This window comes from Acidovorax sp. JHL-3, from assembly GCF_000526295.1.
GTDB classification, from domain to species: Bacteria; Pseudomonadota; Gammaproteobacteria; order Burkholderiales; family Burkholderiaceae_C; genus Acidovorax; species Acidovorax defluvii.
Map to the genome: position 1 here is coordinate 2,702,590 of NZ_JAFU01000001.1, position 15,459 is coordinate 2,718,048.

A 15,459-nucleotide genomic window follows, 5' to 3' on the forward strand; every position below is an offset into this window, starting at 1 on the left:
ACAATGGCGGCGGCAGCCCCTTCATTCATGTTCCTCTCAACAAAAAACCCCGCATTGCGGGGTTTTTTGTTGTCTGCACCGGCCGCTGCGTCAGCCCATGTGCAGGCCGCCATTGACCGAGAAGTCAGCTCCCGTGGCGTAGCCGCCCTCTTCCGAGGCCAGCCAGGCAATGATGGAGGCGATCTCGCTGGGCTCACCGAGCCGCTTGACGGGCACGGTGGCCACGATCTTTTCCAGCACATCGGGGCGAATGGCCTTGACCATGTCGGTGCCGATGTAGCCTGGGCTCACGGTGTTCACCGTCACGCCCTTGGTGGCCAGCTCTTGCGCCAGGGCCATGCTGAAGCCGTGCATGCCGGCCTTGGCGGCCGAGTAGTTGGTTTGCCCTGCCTGGCCTTTTTCGCCGTTGACCGAGCTGATGTTGATGATGCGGCCCCAGCCCTTTTCCACCATGTCGGCCACCACCTGCTTGGTAACGTTGAACATGCTGTTGAGGTTGGTCTCGATCACCTGGTCCCAGTCCTCGCGGGTCATTTTGAGGAACATGCGATCGCGCGTGATGCCGGCGTTGTTGACCAGCACATCGATCGAACCGTGCTCCGCCTTGGTCTTGGTGAAGGCCTCGACGGTGGAATCCCAGTCGCCCACATTGCCCACTGAGGCGTGAAAGGTGTAGCCCAGCGCCTTTTGCTCGTCCAGCCATTTCGTGAAATCACGTGTGGGGCCGCAACCGGCGATGACGGTGAACCCTTCTTTGTGCAGACGCTGGCAAATGGCGGTGCCGATACCGCCCATGCCACCCGTGACATACGCTACTTTTTTGCTCATGTGATTTCTCCTGGTTGTAAGGTGCTCAACGCCACTCTACCCAACAATTGATGCACTGTCGTGAAGGAAAACACTGAATCCGCTGTTTTTCCGCAGCGACGCATCTGGCACAGCCAAAACCCGTGTGTTCAGCCCTGCGTGCAGCCTCCGAGAGGAAGGCCGCAGGGTCATGCATCTGTTGTTGAAAGGGCCTTGAGCGTGCACTGGCTGCATCAAATGCCACCAACGGCCAGCGGCAAGGTTTCCCAGCCCGGTTTGGCAAACAGATAGCCCTGCTGGTAGTGGATGCCCGCCGCCAGCAGGTGCTCGGATTCTTGTGCCGTCTCGATGCCTTCGGCCACGATGTCGATGCCCAGGCGATCGCACACCAGCGCAATGCCCGACACGATGGCCTGGCGCACGGGATCCTGGTCGATATTGCGGATCAGCTCCATGTCTATCTTCAGCACATGGGGCTGGAACTGAACCAGCATGTTCAGCCCCGCATAACCCGCACCAAAATCGTCAATCGCGGTGATCAGCCCCTGGCGGCGGTATTCATTGAAGATGGCCTTGAGGTGGGCGCCGTTGGTCACCTGCTCGCCCTCGGTCACTTCAAACATGATGCGGTCGTGCGGAAAATGGAATTCCTTGGCCGCCTCCATGGTGGCGCGAATACAGGTTTCTGCACGGTACACCGCGTTGGGCAAGAAATTGATGCTGAGGCGGCACTGGGGCAATGCGGCCAGGCCCAGGCGCGAGGCCAATTCGATGGCTTTCACCCGGCATGCCTGGTCAAACCGATAGCGGTGGGCGTCATCCACCCACGACAGCACCGTGGCCGCAGACTGTCCGTCCACACCGCGCACCAGCGCCTCGTAGGCAAATGGGCGCCCGGAATGCAAATCCATGATGGGCTGGAACGCCATCGTGAAATCAAAGGGAAGCTGGGTCTTGTCGCGGCAGGCAGCACAGCCCAAGGGCTCAAACGGTTGGGCAAAAACAGTAGAAATCATGGGGTCATGATATCCAGCCAGAGGCGGTGATGGCGGGTTCACGCACCCCGCGACAGGGCAAATACCGCAACCACCTTGGCCAGCCGCTGGGCCTGCTCGGTCACGGTGCCTGCGGCGGCGGCAGATTCCTCCACCAGCGCGGCGTTCTGCTGCGTCATCTGGTCGAGCTGCCCTACCGACTGGTTGATCTGGGCAATGCCGGCCGATTGGTCGCGCGCAGCCGCATGGATCTCGCCCATCATGGCACTGACCTGCTGCACCGAGCCCACGATCTCCGACATGGTGCGGCCCGCTTCGTCGGCCAGTTGCCCCCCCGCCGACGCTTTTTGCACCGAGCTGTCAATGAGCACCTTGATCTCGCGGGCTGCCTGCGCAGAGCGCTGCGCCAGGCTGCGCACCTCGGTGGCCACCACAGCAAACCCGCGCCCCTGTTCGCCCGCACGGGCGGCTTCCACGGCGGCATTGAGCGCCAGGATGTTGGTCTGAAAGGCGATGGAATCGATGACCCCCGTGATATCCGCAATGCGGGCCGAGCCCTCATTGATCTCGCGCATGGTGTGGATCACCCGCCCCACCACTTCGCCCCCGTGCCGTGCCACGCCGGCAGCCGACACCGCCAGGGCATTGGCCTGCTCCGAAGCGTTGGCAGACTGGCGCACCGTGCCGGTAAGTTGCTCCATGCTGGCAGACGTTGCCTGCAGGTTGCCCGCGGTGTCTTCGGTGCGCACCGACAGGTCTTGTGCGCCCATGGCAATCTCCTGGCACGCCAGCGCCATGCTGGTGGCGGCTTCCTGAACCGTTGCAACGGTTTCATGCATGCGCTCCAGCGCCTGCTTGAGCGCCCTTCCACCCGGTGTTTCGACCACCATGTGAGAGACATCCAGGGCAATCTGGTCGCCCCGCACCAGGGCAGCAGACAGGCGCTGCAGCTCCAGCGACTCGCGGGCGGTGCGTCCCATGTTCACGGCCAAAATTACCTCCAGCATGGTCTGGATCACCACATATACCGCATGCAGCACCACCCGTCCAAAATCGGGGCTGGTCATGCAATACACACCGAAGCCCGCCGCCTGGAGACGGTCAAACAGCACATGGTGCACGGCAAACAGCAGTGCGGCCCACACAATGGGGCGCCAGTCGAGGTACACCAGCAGCAAGGCCAGCGTGACGAACACGCCAAAGTGAAACTCCAGCATGCCCTGCGCCAGCTGGATATGCAGCGCCACCAGACCCACCTGCACAAAAGCCAGCACCAAGCGCGAAGCCAGAGTGCCCCGTGCCGTGCCGTAGGCCACACCCGCAATCAAGACCAAGGCGCCCGAAGCCACCAGAGCCAGCACCGAATCCACAAACCGCAGCCCCAGGACCACCGCCGCGATGGCACTCAGTGCAATCGCGGCCAGCATCACGCGGTCACCCAGCAAGGCGCTGTCTACAGGGGTGGATACAGATTTTTCGGAAGCTGGGGAGAAGGATGACGAGGACATAAATTCGCAATTTGCACCAATGTGTTTTTATTGTAACTTATTGGTATAAATCCATCCTTCACATTCACCCATCCCATAGGGACAAAAAAAAGCCGCGTGTCACCGCGGCTTCTTCTGGTGCCTGGAAGCGCAGGAGTGCTCAGCGCTCCAGCGCCAGGGACACGCCCATGCCACCGCCAATGCACAGGGCAGCCAAGCCCTTCTTGGCATCGCGGCGCTGCATTTCATGCAGCAGCGTCACCAGAATGCGGCAACCGGACGCGCCAATGGGGTGACCAATGGCAATGGCACCCCCGTTCACGTTGACCTTGGCAGGGTCAATGCCCAGTTCTTTGTTGACCGCACAGGCCTGGGCAGCAAAAGCTTCATTCAACTCGAACAGGTCCACGTCGGCGGCATTCCAGCCGGCGCGTTGCAAGGCCTTGCGAGAAGCAGGCACCGGGCCCATGCCCATGGTGGCCGGGTCGAGACCGCTGGTGCCAAAGGCGGCAATGCGCGCCAGCGGCTTGAGGCCCAGGGCTGCTGCTTTCTTGGCGGTCATCACCACCACGGCAGCGGCGCCGTCGTTGATGCCCGAGGCGTTGCCTGCCGTCACGGTGCCCGCCTTGTCGAAAGCCGGGCGCAGACCGGCCAGCACTTCGGCATTGGTTTTGCGGTTCAGGTATTCGTCGGCATTGAAGAGGATGGGGTCGCCCTTTTTCTGGGCCAGGCTCACACCCACGATTTCGTCGGCAAATTTGCCTGCGTCTTGCGCGGCAGCAGCCTTTTGCTGGCTACCCAGGGCCAGCGCGTCCTGCATATCACGGGTAATGCCATAGGCCTTGGCCACGTTTTCGGCCGTGATGCCCATGTGGTACTGGTTGTACACATCCCACAGGCCATCGACGATCATCGAGTCGACCATCTTCCAGTCGCCCATGCGCTGGCCATCACGCGAGCCGTTGAGCACGTGGGGCGAGAGGCTCATGTTTTCCTGGCCGCCGGCCACCACGATCTCGCTGTCGCCCCAGGCCACGGCCTGGGCGGCCAGCATGACCGATTTGAGTCCCGAGCCACACACTGCGTTGATGGTGAGGGCGGGCGTTTCCTTGGCCACGCCCGCCTTCATGGAGGCCTGGCGCGCGGGGTTTTGACCCACGCCTGCCGCCAGCACCTGGCCCATGATGACTTCACCGATCTGGTCGGATGAGAGCCCGGCGCGCGCGATGGCCTCGCGGATCACGATGGAGCCCAGTTCGGTGGCGGGGGTCTTGGCCAGTGCGCCACCAAATTTGCCCACGGCGGTGCGGGCGGCTGAAACAATGACGATGTCTTCCATGGATAGTCCTTTCGAGGTGGATCGGTGCGGGGGGGCGTTCGTGCCCCGGCGGGTGCTTTCAGATTCTCGCAGCCATTTTTAGCGCTTTGAAATCATGCCTTTTCCTTGACATAGCGGCCGGGGGCCGGCTCGATGGCCTTGAACCGTGCCCCTTTGCCGTAGCCCTTGGGCGCTGCAATCTGCTTGCCGGCATGGCCCTTGAGCCAGCCGGACCAGTCGGTCCACCAGCTGCCAGGGTGCTCGGTGGCGCCTTCCAGCCATTGGTCGAGGGTGGCGGGCAGCTTGCCGTCGGCGCGAATCCAGTGGCTGCGCTTGCCTTTGGCGGGCGGGTTGATGACCCCGGCGATATGGCCCGAGGCGCCCATCACAAAGCGTTTTTTGCCGGGTAGCACCTGGGTGGACGCGTAGGCGGCGTTGATGGGCACGATGTGGTCTTCGCGCGAGCCGTAGACATAAACCGGCAGCGTAAGATTGGAAAGATCCATCTTCTCGCCGCACACGGTGAGCTTGCCGGGCTTGACCAGGTTGTTTTCGAGATAGAAGTTGCGCAGGTACCAGGCGTAGAACGGGCCCGGCAGGTTGGTGCTGTCGCTGTTCCAGTAAAGCAGGTCAAAGGGTGGCGGCGTTTCGCCCTTGAGGTAGTTGCCCACCACGTAGTTCCACACCAGATCATTGGGGCGCAAGAAGCTGAAGGTCGAGGCCAGGTCCTGCCCTTTCATGAGGCCGCCTTTGCCCAGCTGCATCTCGCGGTACTTCACCATCCCTTCGTCGATGAACACATCCAGGATGCCGGTGTCGGTGAAGTCGATCAGCGTGGTCAAAAAGGTGGCACTGGCCACGGGCTCATCGCCGCGCGCTGCCAGCACGGCCAGCGCATTGCTCAGGATGGTGCCGCCCACGCAAAAGCCCAGGGCATTGATCTGTTCGGCGGAGGTGATGTTTTGCACCACGTCGATGGCGGCCATCACGCCGTCTTCCACGTAGTCGTCCCAGGTTTTGTGGGCCAGGGAATCGTCGGGGTTGCGCCAGCTCACCACAAAGGTGCGGTGGCCCTGTTCCACGGCATAGCGGATCAGCGAGTTTTCGGGCTGCAGATCGAGGATGTAGAACTTGTTGATGCACGGCGGCACCAGCAAAAACGGGCGCTCGAACACTTTGGTGGTGAGCGGCTTGTATTCGAGCAGCTGGAACAGCTCGTTTTCAAACACCACGGCGCCCTCGGTGGTGGCCACGTTGCGGCCCACCTCGAACAGGCTTTCGTCGGTCATCGACACATGGCCCTGGGTGATGTCGTGCAACAAGTTCTGCATGCCTTTGGCAATGCTCTCGCCTTTGGTCTCAATGGCTTTCTTCTGCGCCTCGGCATTGAAGGCCAAAAAATTGCTGGGCGCCATGGCGGCCATCCATTGCTCTACGCCAAAGCGGATGCGGGCACGGGTCTTTGCGTCGGCCTCCACCGCGTCGGCCAGGCCCATCAGGGTGCGGGCGTTGAGCAGGTAGGCGGCGGCTGAAAAAGTGGCCACCGGGTTGGCAGCCCAGCCTTCGCCCGTGAAACGGCGGTCTTTGATTTCGGGGGCGGCCTGCAGGCCCTGGGCCCACAATTCCTTGGCATCGTGAAGATATTGCTGTTGCAGCGCCTGCAGCTTGGTCGAGGAAAACTGCAGGGGCGCGGCCCCTGGCATGCCGCCCGCCACGTCGGCAGACTGGAAGGACTGCAATGCCTTTGTCCAGCTATCCCCGAAAATCTGCTGGAATTGCTGGGCGCCTTGAGCCCAGAGTGCTTCAGAATTCATGCTGCTTCCTCAATGGTTGGTCGATCGCACGGGGTCTCGGCACCATTGTTGCCCACCTGCTGCCGCAAGGCAATGTTCACCAGCGTCTTTCGCTCTTTTGCTCCTTTGCTCATGTACCTTGTAATCATCACCTGGCTGTATGTCACCCTCATGATGGCGGTGGCCGAAGCCACCAGCAGCACCGGCAGCGTGCTGGGCGCTTTCTTCACGTTTGTGCTGTATGGGCTGCTGCCGATGGGCATCGTGGCGTATATCCTGGGCACGCCGTCGCGCAAGCGGGCCCTGCGGGCACGCGATCAGGCCGAGCAGGCCGCTTATGACGAGAAGCTGGCGGCGCAAACGCACAGCCAATCGCACGGGCAAACGCCCCAGCCACCGGTTGCGGGGACAACGCCGGGTGCGGAGACAGCCGGCTCAGTCGCGCCAGATGCAGGCAGCCATGCGGCCGCTGCCGCCGAGAGCCAGCTGGTCGCGCCGGTACGAAAAGAACCGTGAGGCATTGCCCACGGTGCACCAGGGTGCCGTGCTGTCGTTGCCATAGATCTGCGTAACGCCCAGCGCGCGCAGCCGCAGACGCGCCAGCCCCGCCAGATCGGCCAGAAACTTGCCTTGGCCCAGTGGCACAAAGCACGCCAAGGCGGCCGGGTGATGGCTGCAAAAAGCCTCGCGCACTTCTGCGCCCACCTCAAAGGCGGTAGGGCCAATGCAGGGCCCCAGCCATGCCATCGTGTGCGCTGCCAGCATTCCATTTGCTTCATTTTTGATAGCTGCTAGCGCTTTATCAGAAAGGACTAGAGCCTTAAAACGCTCAAAAACTGCCTCCAGAACACCCACCCCGCCTGTTCCGGCCAGCCCGCGCCAGCCCGCGTGGGCCGCGCCCACCACCGCGCCCGAGCCATGGGCCAGCAGCACGGGCAGGCAATCGGCCACCATGATGGTGCAGACCGCGCCCGGCTGCGTGGCCACGCAGGCATCGGCCTCGGTGCCGTCGGGCGTGGCGGGGTTGATGGTGGCCACCGCCGTGCCGTGCACCTGGTTCAGAAACACGGCCCGGGCGCCCGGGGTGGCGCCCTGCACCACCGCCTGCAGCCGCTGCCGATTGGCCTGCACTGCCGAGGGATCATCGCCCACATGGCTGCCCAGGTTCAGGCTGGCACAGGGGCCGGTGCTGACACCGCCCGCCCGCGTGGTGCACAGGGCGCGCACACCGGCAGGCGCCGGCCATTGCGGCTGCAGCCAGTCGCGGGGAATGCGGGGGGGCTGGGTCATGGCTTGGTCATGCCTTGTTCATGGCTGGTAGTCGGGGCAGGCCGAGGGCTGCGCCTGCTGAAATGCGGGCAGCGCCATGCAGGCAGCAAAGGCGGCCATGGTCAGCGGCAGGCCTTGCAAAGGGACGTTGAAACGCTGGCAATTGAACACATGCGGCACCAGGCAGCAGTCGGCCAGCGTGGGGGCAGCGCCCCAGCAAGACACGGACGGTGCCAGGCCCTGCGCTGCGCGCTGCTGCGCCAGCAGCACCAACTGGCGCTCGAAGGCCTCCAGCCCGCTGCGGGCCCAGTGGCTGTACCAGGCGTTCTTGCCGGCTTCGTCCACCTTCAGCGTTTGCACCAGATAGTTCAGCACCCGCAGGTTGTTGGGTGGGTGCATTTCGCACGCCACCATCTGGGCCAAAGCCCGCACCTGGGCCCGGGCCAGCGGCTCGGCGGGCAGCAAGGGCGGCGACGGATGGGTTTCATCGAGGTATTCGATGATGGCCATGGACTGCGACAGCGCCACGCCGTCGTCGGTCAGCAAGGTGGGGACCAGCGCATCGCCTACCCGGCCCGTGTAGGCCGGGTCATGGTGCTCGCGGCGCACCAGGTGCACCGGGATGTAGTCGTAGCCAAGCCCCTTGAGCTGCAGCGCGATGCGCACGCGAAACGACGCCGACGAGCGAAAGTAGTTGAAAAGCTTCATGGGCTGGAGAGCGGGGGCGCACCAGGGGGCTGGCAGGGACGATGGGCATCGGCAGCTGCTGCCGGGCTGAACACCAGCTTGGCCAGCAAGGCCTTGAGCTGCACCGCTTCAGCGTCAGACAACGGCGCCATGAGGCGCTCCTGGACCCGCTGGGCCGCGCCGCGCATCTGCAGCGCAGCGGCTTCGCCTGCGGAGGTGACCCACAACAGCTTGCGCCGCCGGTCACGCATGTCGGGCACACGCCGGACCCAGCCGCGCGCCTCCAGGCGGCCAATCACCGATCCCGATGTGGCGGCATCAAATGCCACCCGGGCCGCCAGGGTGACCTGGTCTTCGCCGGGCCGGTCGATCAATTCATTGAGGATGGCGAACTGCACCGGCGTCACGTCAAAACCGGCCGTTTCTTCCATGAAAAGTGCCACGGCGCGCTGGTGTGCGCGCCGGACAAGGTGGCCTGGCGCCTGATAGAAATCGAAGCTCTGTGCCATGGGCGCGAGTGTAGCCTCCCCCCAGCAGACACACCGGCCCCGTGGCACACTGCAGCAGGACGAGGCCGCGCAGCGCGACGGTATCACCACAGCCCACCGCGCCAACGCCCCCGCACCATTGATAAGGTGTTGCAAGAAACGTGAGTATCAAGCTATCAAGCACAGAGCCGCAGAAACTGCATATGCACGGCAAGGCGCAGCAACACCGTGACCGCGTGGATTGCAAACCACCAGGACCCATCTTGAAGCAGAAAGACTGACATGAGCTATGTTTTTTCTCCCGCGCCCTTAGCCAGCGTGCCCGTTGTGGGCTCTGGCGACCGCTTCCCGGTGCACCGCATCTACTGCGTGGGCCGCAACTACGAAGAGCACGCCAAGGAAATGGGCTTCACCGGTCGCGAGCCGCCGTTCTTTTTCATGAAACCGGCCGACGCCATCGTGGTGGTCGATGCCGGCGAAACCGGCCTGCTGCCCTACCCCAGCCTCACGGCCAACCTGCACCACGAGATTGAACTGGTGGTGGCCATTGGCAAGGGCGGCAAAAACATCAAGGCGGCCGATGCGCTGCAGCACATCTACGGCTATGCCGTGGGCCTGGACATGACGCGCCGCGACCTGCAAAACGACATGAAAAAACAGGGCCGCCCCTGGTGCATTGGCAAGGGCTTTGACGCCAGCGCCCCCATTGGCCCCATCACTCCCGTCGATCAGGCGGGTGACATCGCCAAGGCCGCCATCTGGCTGCAGGTCAATGGCGCCGACCGCCAGCGCAGCACCGTGGCCCAGCTCATCTGGAACATTGCCGAAACCATCGAGCACCTGTCGGCCGCCTGGGAGCTGGCCCCCGGCGACCTGATCTACACCGGCACCCCCGAAGGCGTGGGCGCCGTGGTGCGCGGCGACACACTGGAAGGCGGCGTGGACGGCCTCACCCCGCTGCGCCTGAGCGTGGTGTAGGCGCCCAGCAGCGCCTGCATTCACTTCAACTCACTTCACTTCAATTTTAATAGCTGCCTGCGCTTTAACCATAAGCGCTAGCGGCCTATTTGACTTATATTTCTGGCATGACCTTTCGCAGCCCGATCAAACACTGCCGCGACTGCGGCACGGCCGTTGCCTACCGCCTGCCCGACGACGGCGACACCAAGCAGCGCGCCGTATGCCCCGCCTGCCACACCGTGCACTACGAAAACCCGCTGAACGTGGTGGGCACCGTGCCCGAGTTCACCGATGGCCGGGTGCTGCTGTGCAAGCGCAACATCGAGCCGCGCTGGGGCAAGTGGACGCTGCCCGCCGGGTTCATGGAGCTGGATGAAACCACGGCCCAGGGCGCGGCCCGCGAAACCGACGAGGAAGCCGGCGCCCAGATCGAGATGGGCCCGCTGTTCAGCCTGCTGAACGTGCGCCGCGTAGGCCAGGTGCACCTGTTTTACCGCGCCCGGCTGCTCAGCGACCAGTTCAACCCCGGCTATGAAACCATCGAGGCGCGGCTGTTCACCGAAGCCGAGGTGCCATGGGACGAGCTGGCGTTTCGCACCGTCAAAGAAACGCTGGAAGCCTACTTTGCGGACCGGCGCCGTGGCAGCTTCGGGCTGCACTGCATCGACGTGGAATAGCCGCTTGCCCCGGACCCCGCCAGGGCAACGAGGCGCTCAGGCGCTCATTCGATGGTCGATCAATGGGGCATCGGGATGGATTGCCAGCCGGAGTGATCGAAATGGCGGCCGTAGGTGTTGAGCGCCTGGGCAATATTCACCACCCCGGCAGCGCGCGCCTTGTCGCCTTCCTTGCCTTGTGCGGCATCCACGCCGCCCAGGATCTCGCCGATCACGATGTGCAACTGGGCATCGGCCTTCGGATCAAGCTTGCAGTTTTCCACGATGTACGCGACCTGCCTGGAGACTTCTGCACCCAAGGCGTCGTAGTCGGCGGCCTGCGCCTTGCCTGCATGGGCCAGCGGCAGCGTGTGGTTGACTGCCTTGCGCATGGCGCCCATGCCCTGGCGCAGCGGGGCATCAGTCTGCCATTTCTTGCCAGCGTTGAGCTCGACTTTTTGGGGCTCACCCGTGCCATGGTCATGGGCAGACGGGCCGGCGGCCAGCGCGGCAACAGGCAGGGTCAGGGCAGCGGCGAGCAGAAGGTACAGGGGGGATTTCATCGAATGACTCCAGTGGGTTGAACACAAGGGGCCGACAAGTGCCAGGCCTTGTTGTTTCAAACGACTGGCGCAGACAAATGTTCCATCTATTTTGCATCTTTTGTCAGCCACCGTCTGGCGGCCCCGGCCCGGCGAGCTTGCGCGGCAATCAATCGCGGTGCAGCAACTCCTCTTCGGACGATTCCTGGGCATAGCGGCTGAGCAGCAGCGCCATCAGCCGCGCACGCTGCCCGTCATCCAGCAACGCGCGCTCGGCCAGCAGTTGCGCAATCACACGCTGCTGCTGTGCATCCTGCAAGGCGGCAATGCGAGCCTGCTCGGCGTCGATGGCGGCGCGCTGCGGCTCATTGGCAAAGATGTGCCGCACCAGCGCCTCGCGGTGGCGGCGGATCTCGGCCCAATTCGCGGTCACGTCGCGCAGAAAATTTGGCTCAAGCTGTTGCCAGCGCTGGCGTTGTTCGGCGCTCAGCTCCAGGTAATCCGGCAGGTTCACGGGACTTGGCTGCATGGCCTGCGCCTTGGGTGGTGGCTGCCACTGCTGCAGGGCCACGGCCACCACGATGCCTGCATTCAGGGCCAGCGATGCGGCCAAAAGCCATGCGGGTACGCTGCGACGGTTCATGGCATTCCTCTCTGGATACGGCAAATTTCGGCGGCAGCACACAGGCCACCTGGAGGCACGGGGTCGAACACCCGCACCAAGGCGGCACTTGGCACCGTGGCGGCACCGCCCCCCAGCAGCAGGCCGCCCAGCCAGACACCCGAGGCCAGGGCCAGCCCGCTCGCCAACCCCGCAGGCATCCAGCCCAGCCAGTTCGACCAGACCACCCTGCCCGAGCGGCCCGCATCAGGGCGCGCGGGTCGCCGCCCCTGCGGCGGGGTGCGCAAAGGCCCAGCCGGTGGCTCGGGCTGTGGTTCGTTCCACTGCCCGGCCAGGTCCACGCCGAGCGGGGGCGACGGCAAGGCTCGCAAGCGCTGGCCCAGGGTGGTGATGGCATCAAGCCGGTGCTGGCACGCCGGGCAGCCCGCAAGGTGCTGGCGCAGGCGGACGCGCTCGGCGGGTTGCACCATGTCGTCCGCATAGGCGGACAGATCGTCGTGGCGGGGGCAGGTCATGGCAAGGTCTCCATTCAGCGCGGCATTTTTTCCAGCAACCCGTCGCGCGCCCGTGCGATGCGCGACTTGACGGTGCCGATGTTCAGTTGAAGCACGGCGGCAATGTCTTCATAGGACATTTCTTCAATCTCCCGCAGCAGCAGGATCTCGCGGTGCTCTGGCGGCAGACGCGCCAGGGCTTTCTCCAGGCCCTGGAAGCGCTGCGCCGTCTCCAGCACGGCATCGGGCGCCGGTGCGGGGTCGGGGTGGCTGGCGGCTTGGTCTTCGTCCCACGGCACAAAGGCCACGCGCTTGCCGCGCCGCAGCCAGTCAAACGCCAGGTTGCGGGCAATGCGAAACAGCCAGGTGCTGAACCGGGCGTCGGGTGTCCAGCGCGCCAGCGCCTGGTAGGCGTGCAAAAACGTCTCCTGCGTCAACTCCAGCGCATCATCGGGCGACCGCGTGAGCCGCACTAAGAAGCGGTAGATGCGATTCTGAAAACGGGCCACCAGCTCCGAAAACGCTGCGCGATCACCCCGCTGTGCGTGCGCGGCGCATTCTTCGTCATTGAGGTGGCTGCAGATTCCCATGGTGAACGAGGGCTTCAACGCGCGGGTGGCCGGAATGTTCCATGTAATTTTGTGACTCCGGGCTCTGGTGCTAGGCGCGTCCGCATCCTGGCATGTAGATGGACATCAGAAGGCCGCTGTGTGCCGGGGGATCCGCACGGCCTGGTTAGCCCGGGCTGCGAAACCACGACAGCCTGCCTTTCACCACAAGCGAGGTGCGGGGGCAAGGTCGCAAGTGTTGCGGGATGCGGATACGTGATGCAATAAAAGCTGCTAGCCAATTTCAGCGACCACAACGGCGGCCGGTTTGGTCTGCGTTGCATCGACATTCAATGCACCCGCAGCGTTGGCATACCGCTCAACAGCTCACCCTCCCACCCAGTCCTGCGCAGGCGTGGCTGGCGTTAACGGAACAAGTGGTGGGGGCGGCGGAACCATCGGCGTGAACTGAACGGATGGCGCATCGTCGGTGGTCACCGGGGGCAAGGTGCCCGGTGGGAGCGCTGGTGGCGCTGGCGGCGCAGACCGTGACTCACCGCCGCCGAACAGCCCGCGAATCCAGTCACGCACGCTGTCCAGCGGTGCATCTGGCGGCGGTGGCAGCTCTACCGGCGCAAACTCATCCACAAACCTCTCGTTGCCATTGATCACCCTGGCGCGCAGCCCCTGCTGCATGAACTCGCCCACCATCGGCAGTGCGCTGCGTGCGCCCTGCCCCCAGTAGTCGCTGCGCAGCGTGATGCGGCCGTCGTTGAAGCCCGCCCAGGCGCCCGCCACCACGCGGGCGTTCATCAGGATGAACCAGCCGTCGGTGTTGTCCTGGGTGGTGCCGGTCTTGCCCGCCACATCGGCCTGGATGCCATAGCGCGAACGGATCGCCGTGGCCGTGCCCCGGTCTACCCCGCCGCGCATGGTGTTGCGCAGGGTCTGGGCGGCGCGGGCGTCAAACACGGGCTCGGGCGTGGACTGGGCAAATGTCTCCAGCACCTTGCCGTTTTTGTCTTCGATGCGGGTGATGAGCACAGGCTCGACGTAGCGGCCCAGGTTCACGATGCTGCAATAGGCCGCAATCATCTCCTTCAAGGTGACGGGGCTCGTGCCCAGCGCCAGCGAGGGCACTTCTTCGAGCGGGGACTGCCGCACGCCCAGCGCGCGCGCCACCTCGGCCACGCGGGCGGGGCCCACCTGCTGCATCAGCTGGGCGGTGATGGTGTTTTTTGAGTAAGCAAGGCCATCGGCCAGTGTCATGGGTTCCTCGCTGGGCGCGCGGCCGTCGGTGGGCCGCCATACACGGCCGCCCCCCAGCGGGATTTCAACGGCCGAGTCCATCAGCGCATCGTTGGGTGATGCCCCCTGGGCAAAAGCGGCCCCGTACACAAAGGGCTTGAACGTGGAGCCTGGCTGGCGGCGCGCGGCCGCCACATGGTCGTACGGGTCAATGCCAAAGTCACGGCTGCCCACCCACGCCAGCACATGGCCGGTAACCGGGTCCTGCGCCAGAAAACCCGCCTGCACGCGCGTTTTTTCTCGGCGCAGCTTGAGCATGAAGCTGTCATCGGCCAGCAGGGTGTGCAGTGCTTCATCGGGCGGTGTGCCTTTTTCCTGCGCGGCGCGGTATTCGGCGCTTTCGCGCACCAGCGCCAGCACCAGCTCGTTGCCGGGGCCCCAGCCATCGCGGCGGGCCCACGCCTTGTCGGCCACGTCCTGCAACTGGCGCCCCTGGCGGGCCACGGCCTGGTTGGCATAGTTTTGCAGGCGCGAATCAATGGTGGAGCGAATCACCAGCCCGTCGGCATACAGGTTGTAGCCATTGGCGTCCGCCCAGCCGATGAGCTGCTTGCGCAACTGCATCGCAAAGTGCGGAGCCGGGCCCATCACCTCGGTCTGTCGCTCGAAGTTGACGCGCAGCGGGCGCTTTTTCAGGGCATCGAACTGCTTTTGCTCCAGCTTGCCGCGTTTGAGCATTTGCGACAGCACGGTGTTGCGCCGCGCCAGTGCGCGCTCGGGATTGAGCACCGGGTTGTAATAAGCCGTGCCCTTGAGCATGCCGATCAGCGTGGCGCTTTCCAGCACATTGAGCTTGTCGGCCGACTTGTCGAAATACGTGCGCGCAGCCATCTCGATGCCAAACGCGTTGTAAAGAAACGGCACGGTGTTGAGATAGGTTTCAAGGATCTCGTCCTTGGAGTAGGTCGCCTCGATCTTCAGCGCCGTGATCGCCTCCTTGAGCTTGCGCGTGACGGTGCGCGAGCGGCCGATTTCCTCGGGGAAAAGGTTGCGCGCCAGCTGCTGCGTGATGGTCGAGCCGCCCTGAGGGTCGCCCCGCAGCGTGAGCACCACCGACGACGCCGTGCGCCGCCAGTCCAGGCCCCAGTGGTCATAGAAACGGTGGTCTTCGGTGGCGATGAGCGCATTCACCACGTTCGATGAAATCTGGTCGAGCGCCACCCACTCGCGGTTGGCCCAGCGGTATTCGGCCAGCAGCTTGCCGTCGGCCGACATGAGCTGCGCGGGCTGCTCGGTCTTGGCCTTGCGGATATCGCCAATGCCCGGGGTGAAGGGCACCAGCGCCACCGCATACAGCAGCAGCGCCAGCGGCAAAGCGGCGAGCAGCCACACCAGGCTGTGCAGCGACACCAGACGTTCGGGCCGGCGCACCAGGCGGGCCAGCGCGGAGCGCAGCGCAACCCAGCGCACTGAAAGGGATTCAAAAAGCGACATGAGAACAGTATAAAAGCGCCGCTAGCGCTTATGTATCAAGCGGTACACGCT

16 protein-coding genes are annotated in these 15,459 nt (G+C 64.1%); 3 read left to right on the forward strand and 13 right to left on the reverse strand.

Annotated elements, in window-relative coordinates; genetic code table 11:
- Positions 1-90 precede the first annotated feature (90 nt).
- The 5 genes from phbB to K226_RS0112655 form a co-directional block, all read right to left on the reverse strand.
- Positions 91-828, reverse strand: a complete 738-nt coding sequence (gene phbB / locus K226_RS0112635; protein ID WP_024815162.1) for an acetoacetyl-CoA reductase — start codon at positions 826-828, stop codon at positions 91-93.
- A 212-nt stretch (positions 829-1,040) separates the two neighbouring features.
- Positions 1,041-1,823 (reverse strand): EAL domain-containing protein, encoded by a 783-nt coding sequence (locus tag K226_RS0112640; protein WP_024815163.1) that lies wholly within the window; start codon positions 1,821-1,823, stop codon positions 1,041-1,043.
- 38 nt (positions 1,824-1,861) lie between these two features.
- Entirely contained in the window at positions 1,862-3,310 is a 1,449-nt protein-coding gene (locus K226_RS20410; RefSeq protein WP_024815164.1) for a methyl-accepting chemotaxis protein, read from the reverse strand.
- Between the two features lie 139 nt (positions 3,311-3,449).
- Complete coding sequence (locus K226_RS0112650) at positions 3,450-4,628, reverse strand: acetyl-CoA C-acetyltransferase (protein ID WP_024815165.1); 1,179 nt, start codon at positions 4,626-4,628, stop codon at positions 3,450-3,452.
- Positions 4,629-4,720: 92 nt separating this feature from the next.
- Positions 4,721-6,421: an alpha/beta hydrolase gene (locus tag K226_RS0112655; protein WP_024815166.1), complete on the reverse strand. Its 1,701-nt coding sequence runs from the start codon at positions 6,419-6,421 to the stop codon at positions 4,721-4,723.
- Positions 6,422-6,532: 111 nt separating this feature from the next.
- Between K226_RS0112655 and K226_RS0112660 the strand changes: the two genes are divergently transcribed.
- Positions 6,533-6,916: a hypothetical protein gene (locus tag K226_RS0112660; protein WP_081739423.1), complete on the forward strand. Its 384-nt coding sequence runs from the start codon at positions 6,533-6,535 to the stop codon at positions 6,914-6,916.
- Here K226_RS0112660 and pgeF read toward each other — a convergent pair.
- Genes pgeF through K226_RS0112675 form a run of 3 tightly spaced genes read right to left on the reverse strand, consistent with a single transcriptional unit; the run spans position 6,836 to position 8,865 of the window.
- On the reverse strand, positions 6,836-7,690 hold the full coding sequence (gene pgeF, locus K226_RS0112665; protein ID WP_024815168.1) for a peptidoglycan editing factor PgeF: 855 nt from the start codon (positions 7,688-7,690) through the stop codon (positions 6,836-6,838). The genes K226_RS0112660 and pgeF overlap by 81 nt on opposite strands.
- An 18-nt stretch (positions 7,691-7,708) precedes the next feature.
- Entirely contained in the window at positions 7,709-8,377 is a 669-nt protein-coding gene (maiA, locus tag K226_RS0112670; protein ID WP_024815169.1) for a maleylacetoacetate isomerase, read from the reverse strand.
- Positions 8,374-8,865, reverse strand: coding sequence for a MarR family winged helix-turn-helix transcriptional regulator (locus tag K226_RS0112675; RefSeq protein ID WP_024815170.1), 492 nt, complete (start codon positions 8,863-8,865; stop codon positions 8,374-8,376). Before K226_RS0112675 ends, maiA begins: the two co-directional genes overlap by 4 nt.
- Positions 8,866-9,126: 261 nt before the next feature.
- On the opposite strand from K226_RS0112675, the gene K226_RS0112680 reads away from it, so the two are divergent.
- Complete coding sequence (locus K226_RS0112680) at positions 9,127-9,822, forward strand: fumarylacetoacetate hydrolase family protein (protein WP_024815171.1); 696 nt, start codon at positions 9,127-9,129, stop codon at positions 9,820-9,822.
- A 107-nt stretch (positions 9,823-9,929) separates the two neighbouring features.
- Positions 9,930-10,481: an NUDIX hydrolase gene (locus K226_RS0112685; protein ID WP_024815172.1), complete on the forward strand. Its 552-nt coding sequence runs from the start codon at positions 9,930-9,932 to the stop codon at positions 10,479-10,481.
- 59 nt (positions 10,482-10,540) lie between these two features.
- On the opposite strand, the gene K226_RS0112690 is transcribed toward K226_RS0112685, so the two are convergent.
- The 5 genes from K226_RS0112690 to K226_RS0112710 form a co-directional block, all read right to left on the reverse strand.
- The gene (locus K226_RS0112690) at positions 10,541-11,023 is read right to left on the reverse strand and encodes a hypothetical protein (RefSeq protein WP_024815173.1); all 483 of its coding nucleotides are present in this window, start codon (positions 11,021-11,023) and stop codon (positions 10,541-10,543) included.
- Positions 11,024-11,171: 148 nt separating this feature from the next.
- Entirely contained in the window at positions 11,172-11,645 is a 474-nt protein-coding gene (locus tag K226_RS0112695; protein WP_024815174.1) for a periplasmic heavy metal sensor, read from the reverse strand.
- A complete protein-coding gene (locus tag K226_RS0112700; RefSeq protein WP_024815175.1) occupies positions 11,642-12,139 on the reverse strand; it encodes a zf-HC2 domain-containing protein in 498 nt (165 codons plus the stop codon). The genes K226_RS0112695 and K226_RS0112700 overlap by 4 nt, the downstream gene beginning before the upstream one ends.
- Positions 12,140-12,153: 14 nt before the next feature.
- Entirely contained in the window at positions 12,154-12,708 is a 555-nt protein-coding gene (locus tag K226_RS0112705) for a sigma-70 family RNA polymerase sigma factor (protein WP_024815176.1), read from the reverse strand.
- Between the two features lie 345 nt (positions 12,709-13,053).
- Positions 13,054-15,408 (reverse strand): penicillin-binding protein 1A, encoded by a 2,355-nt coding sequence (locus K226_RS0112710; RefSeq protein ID WP_024815177.1) that lies wholly within the window; start codon positions 15,406-15,408, stop codon positions 13,054-13,056.
- Positions 15,409-15,459: the final 51 nt, after the last annotated feature.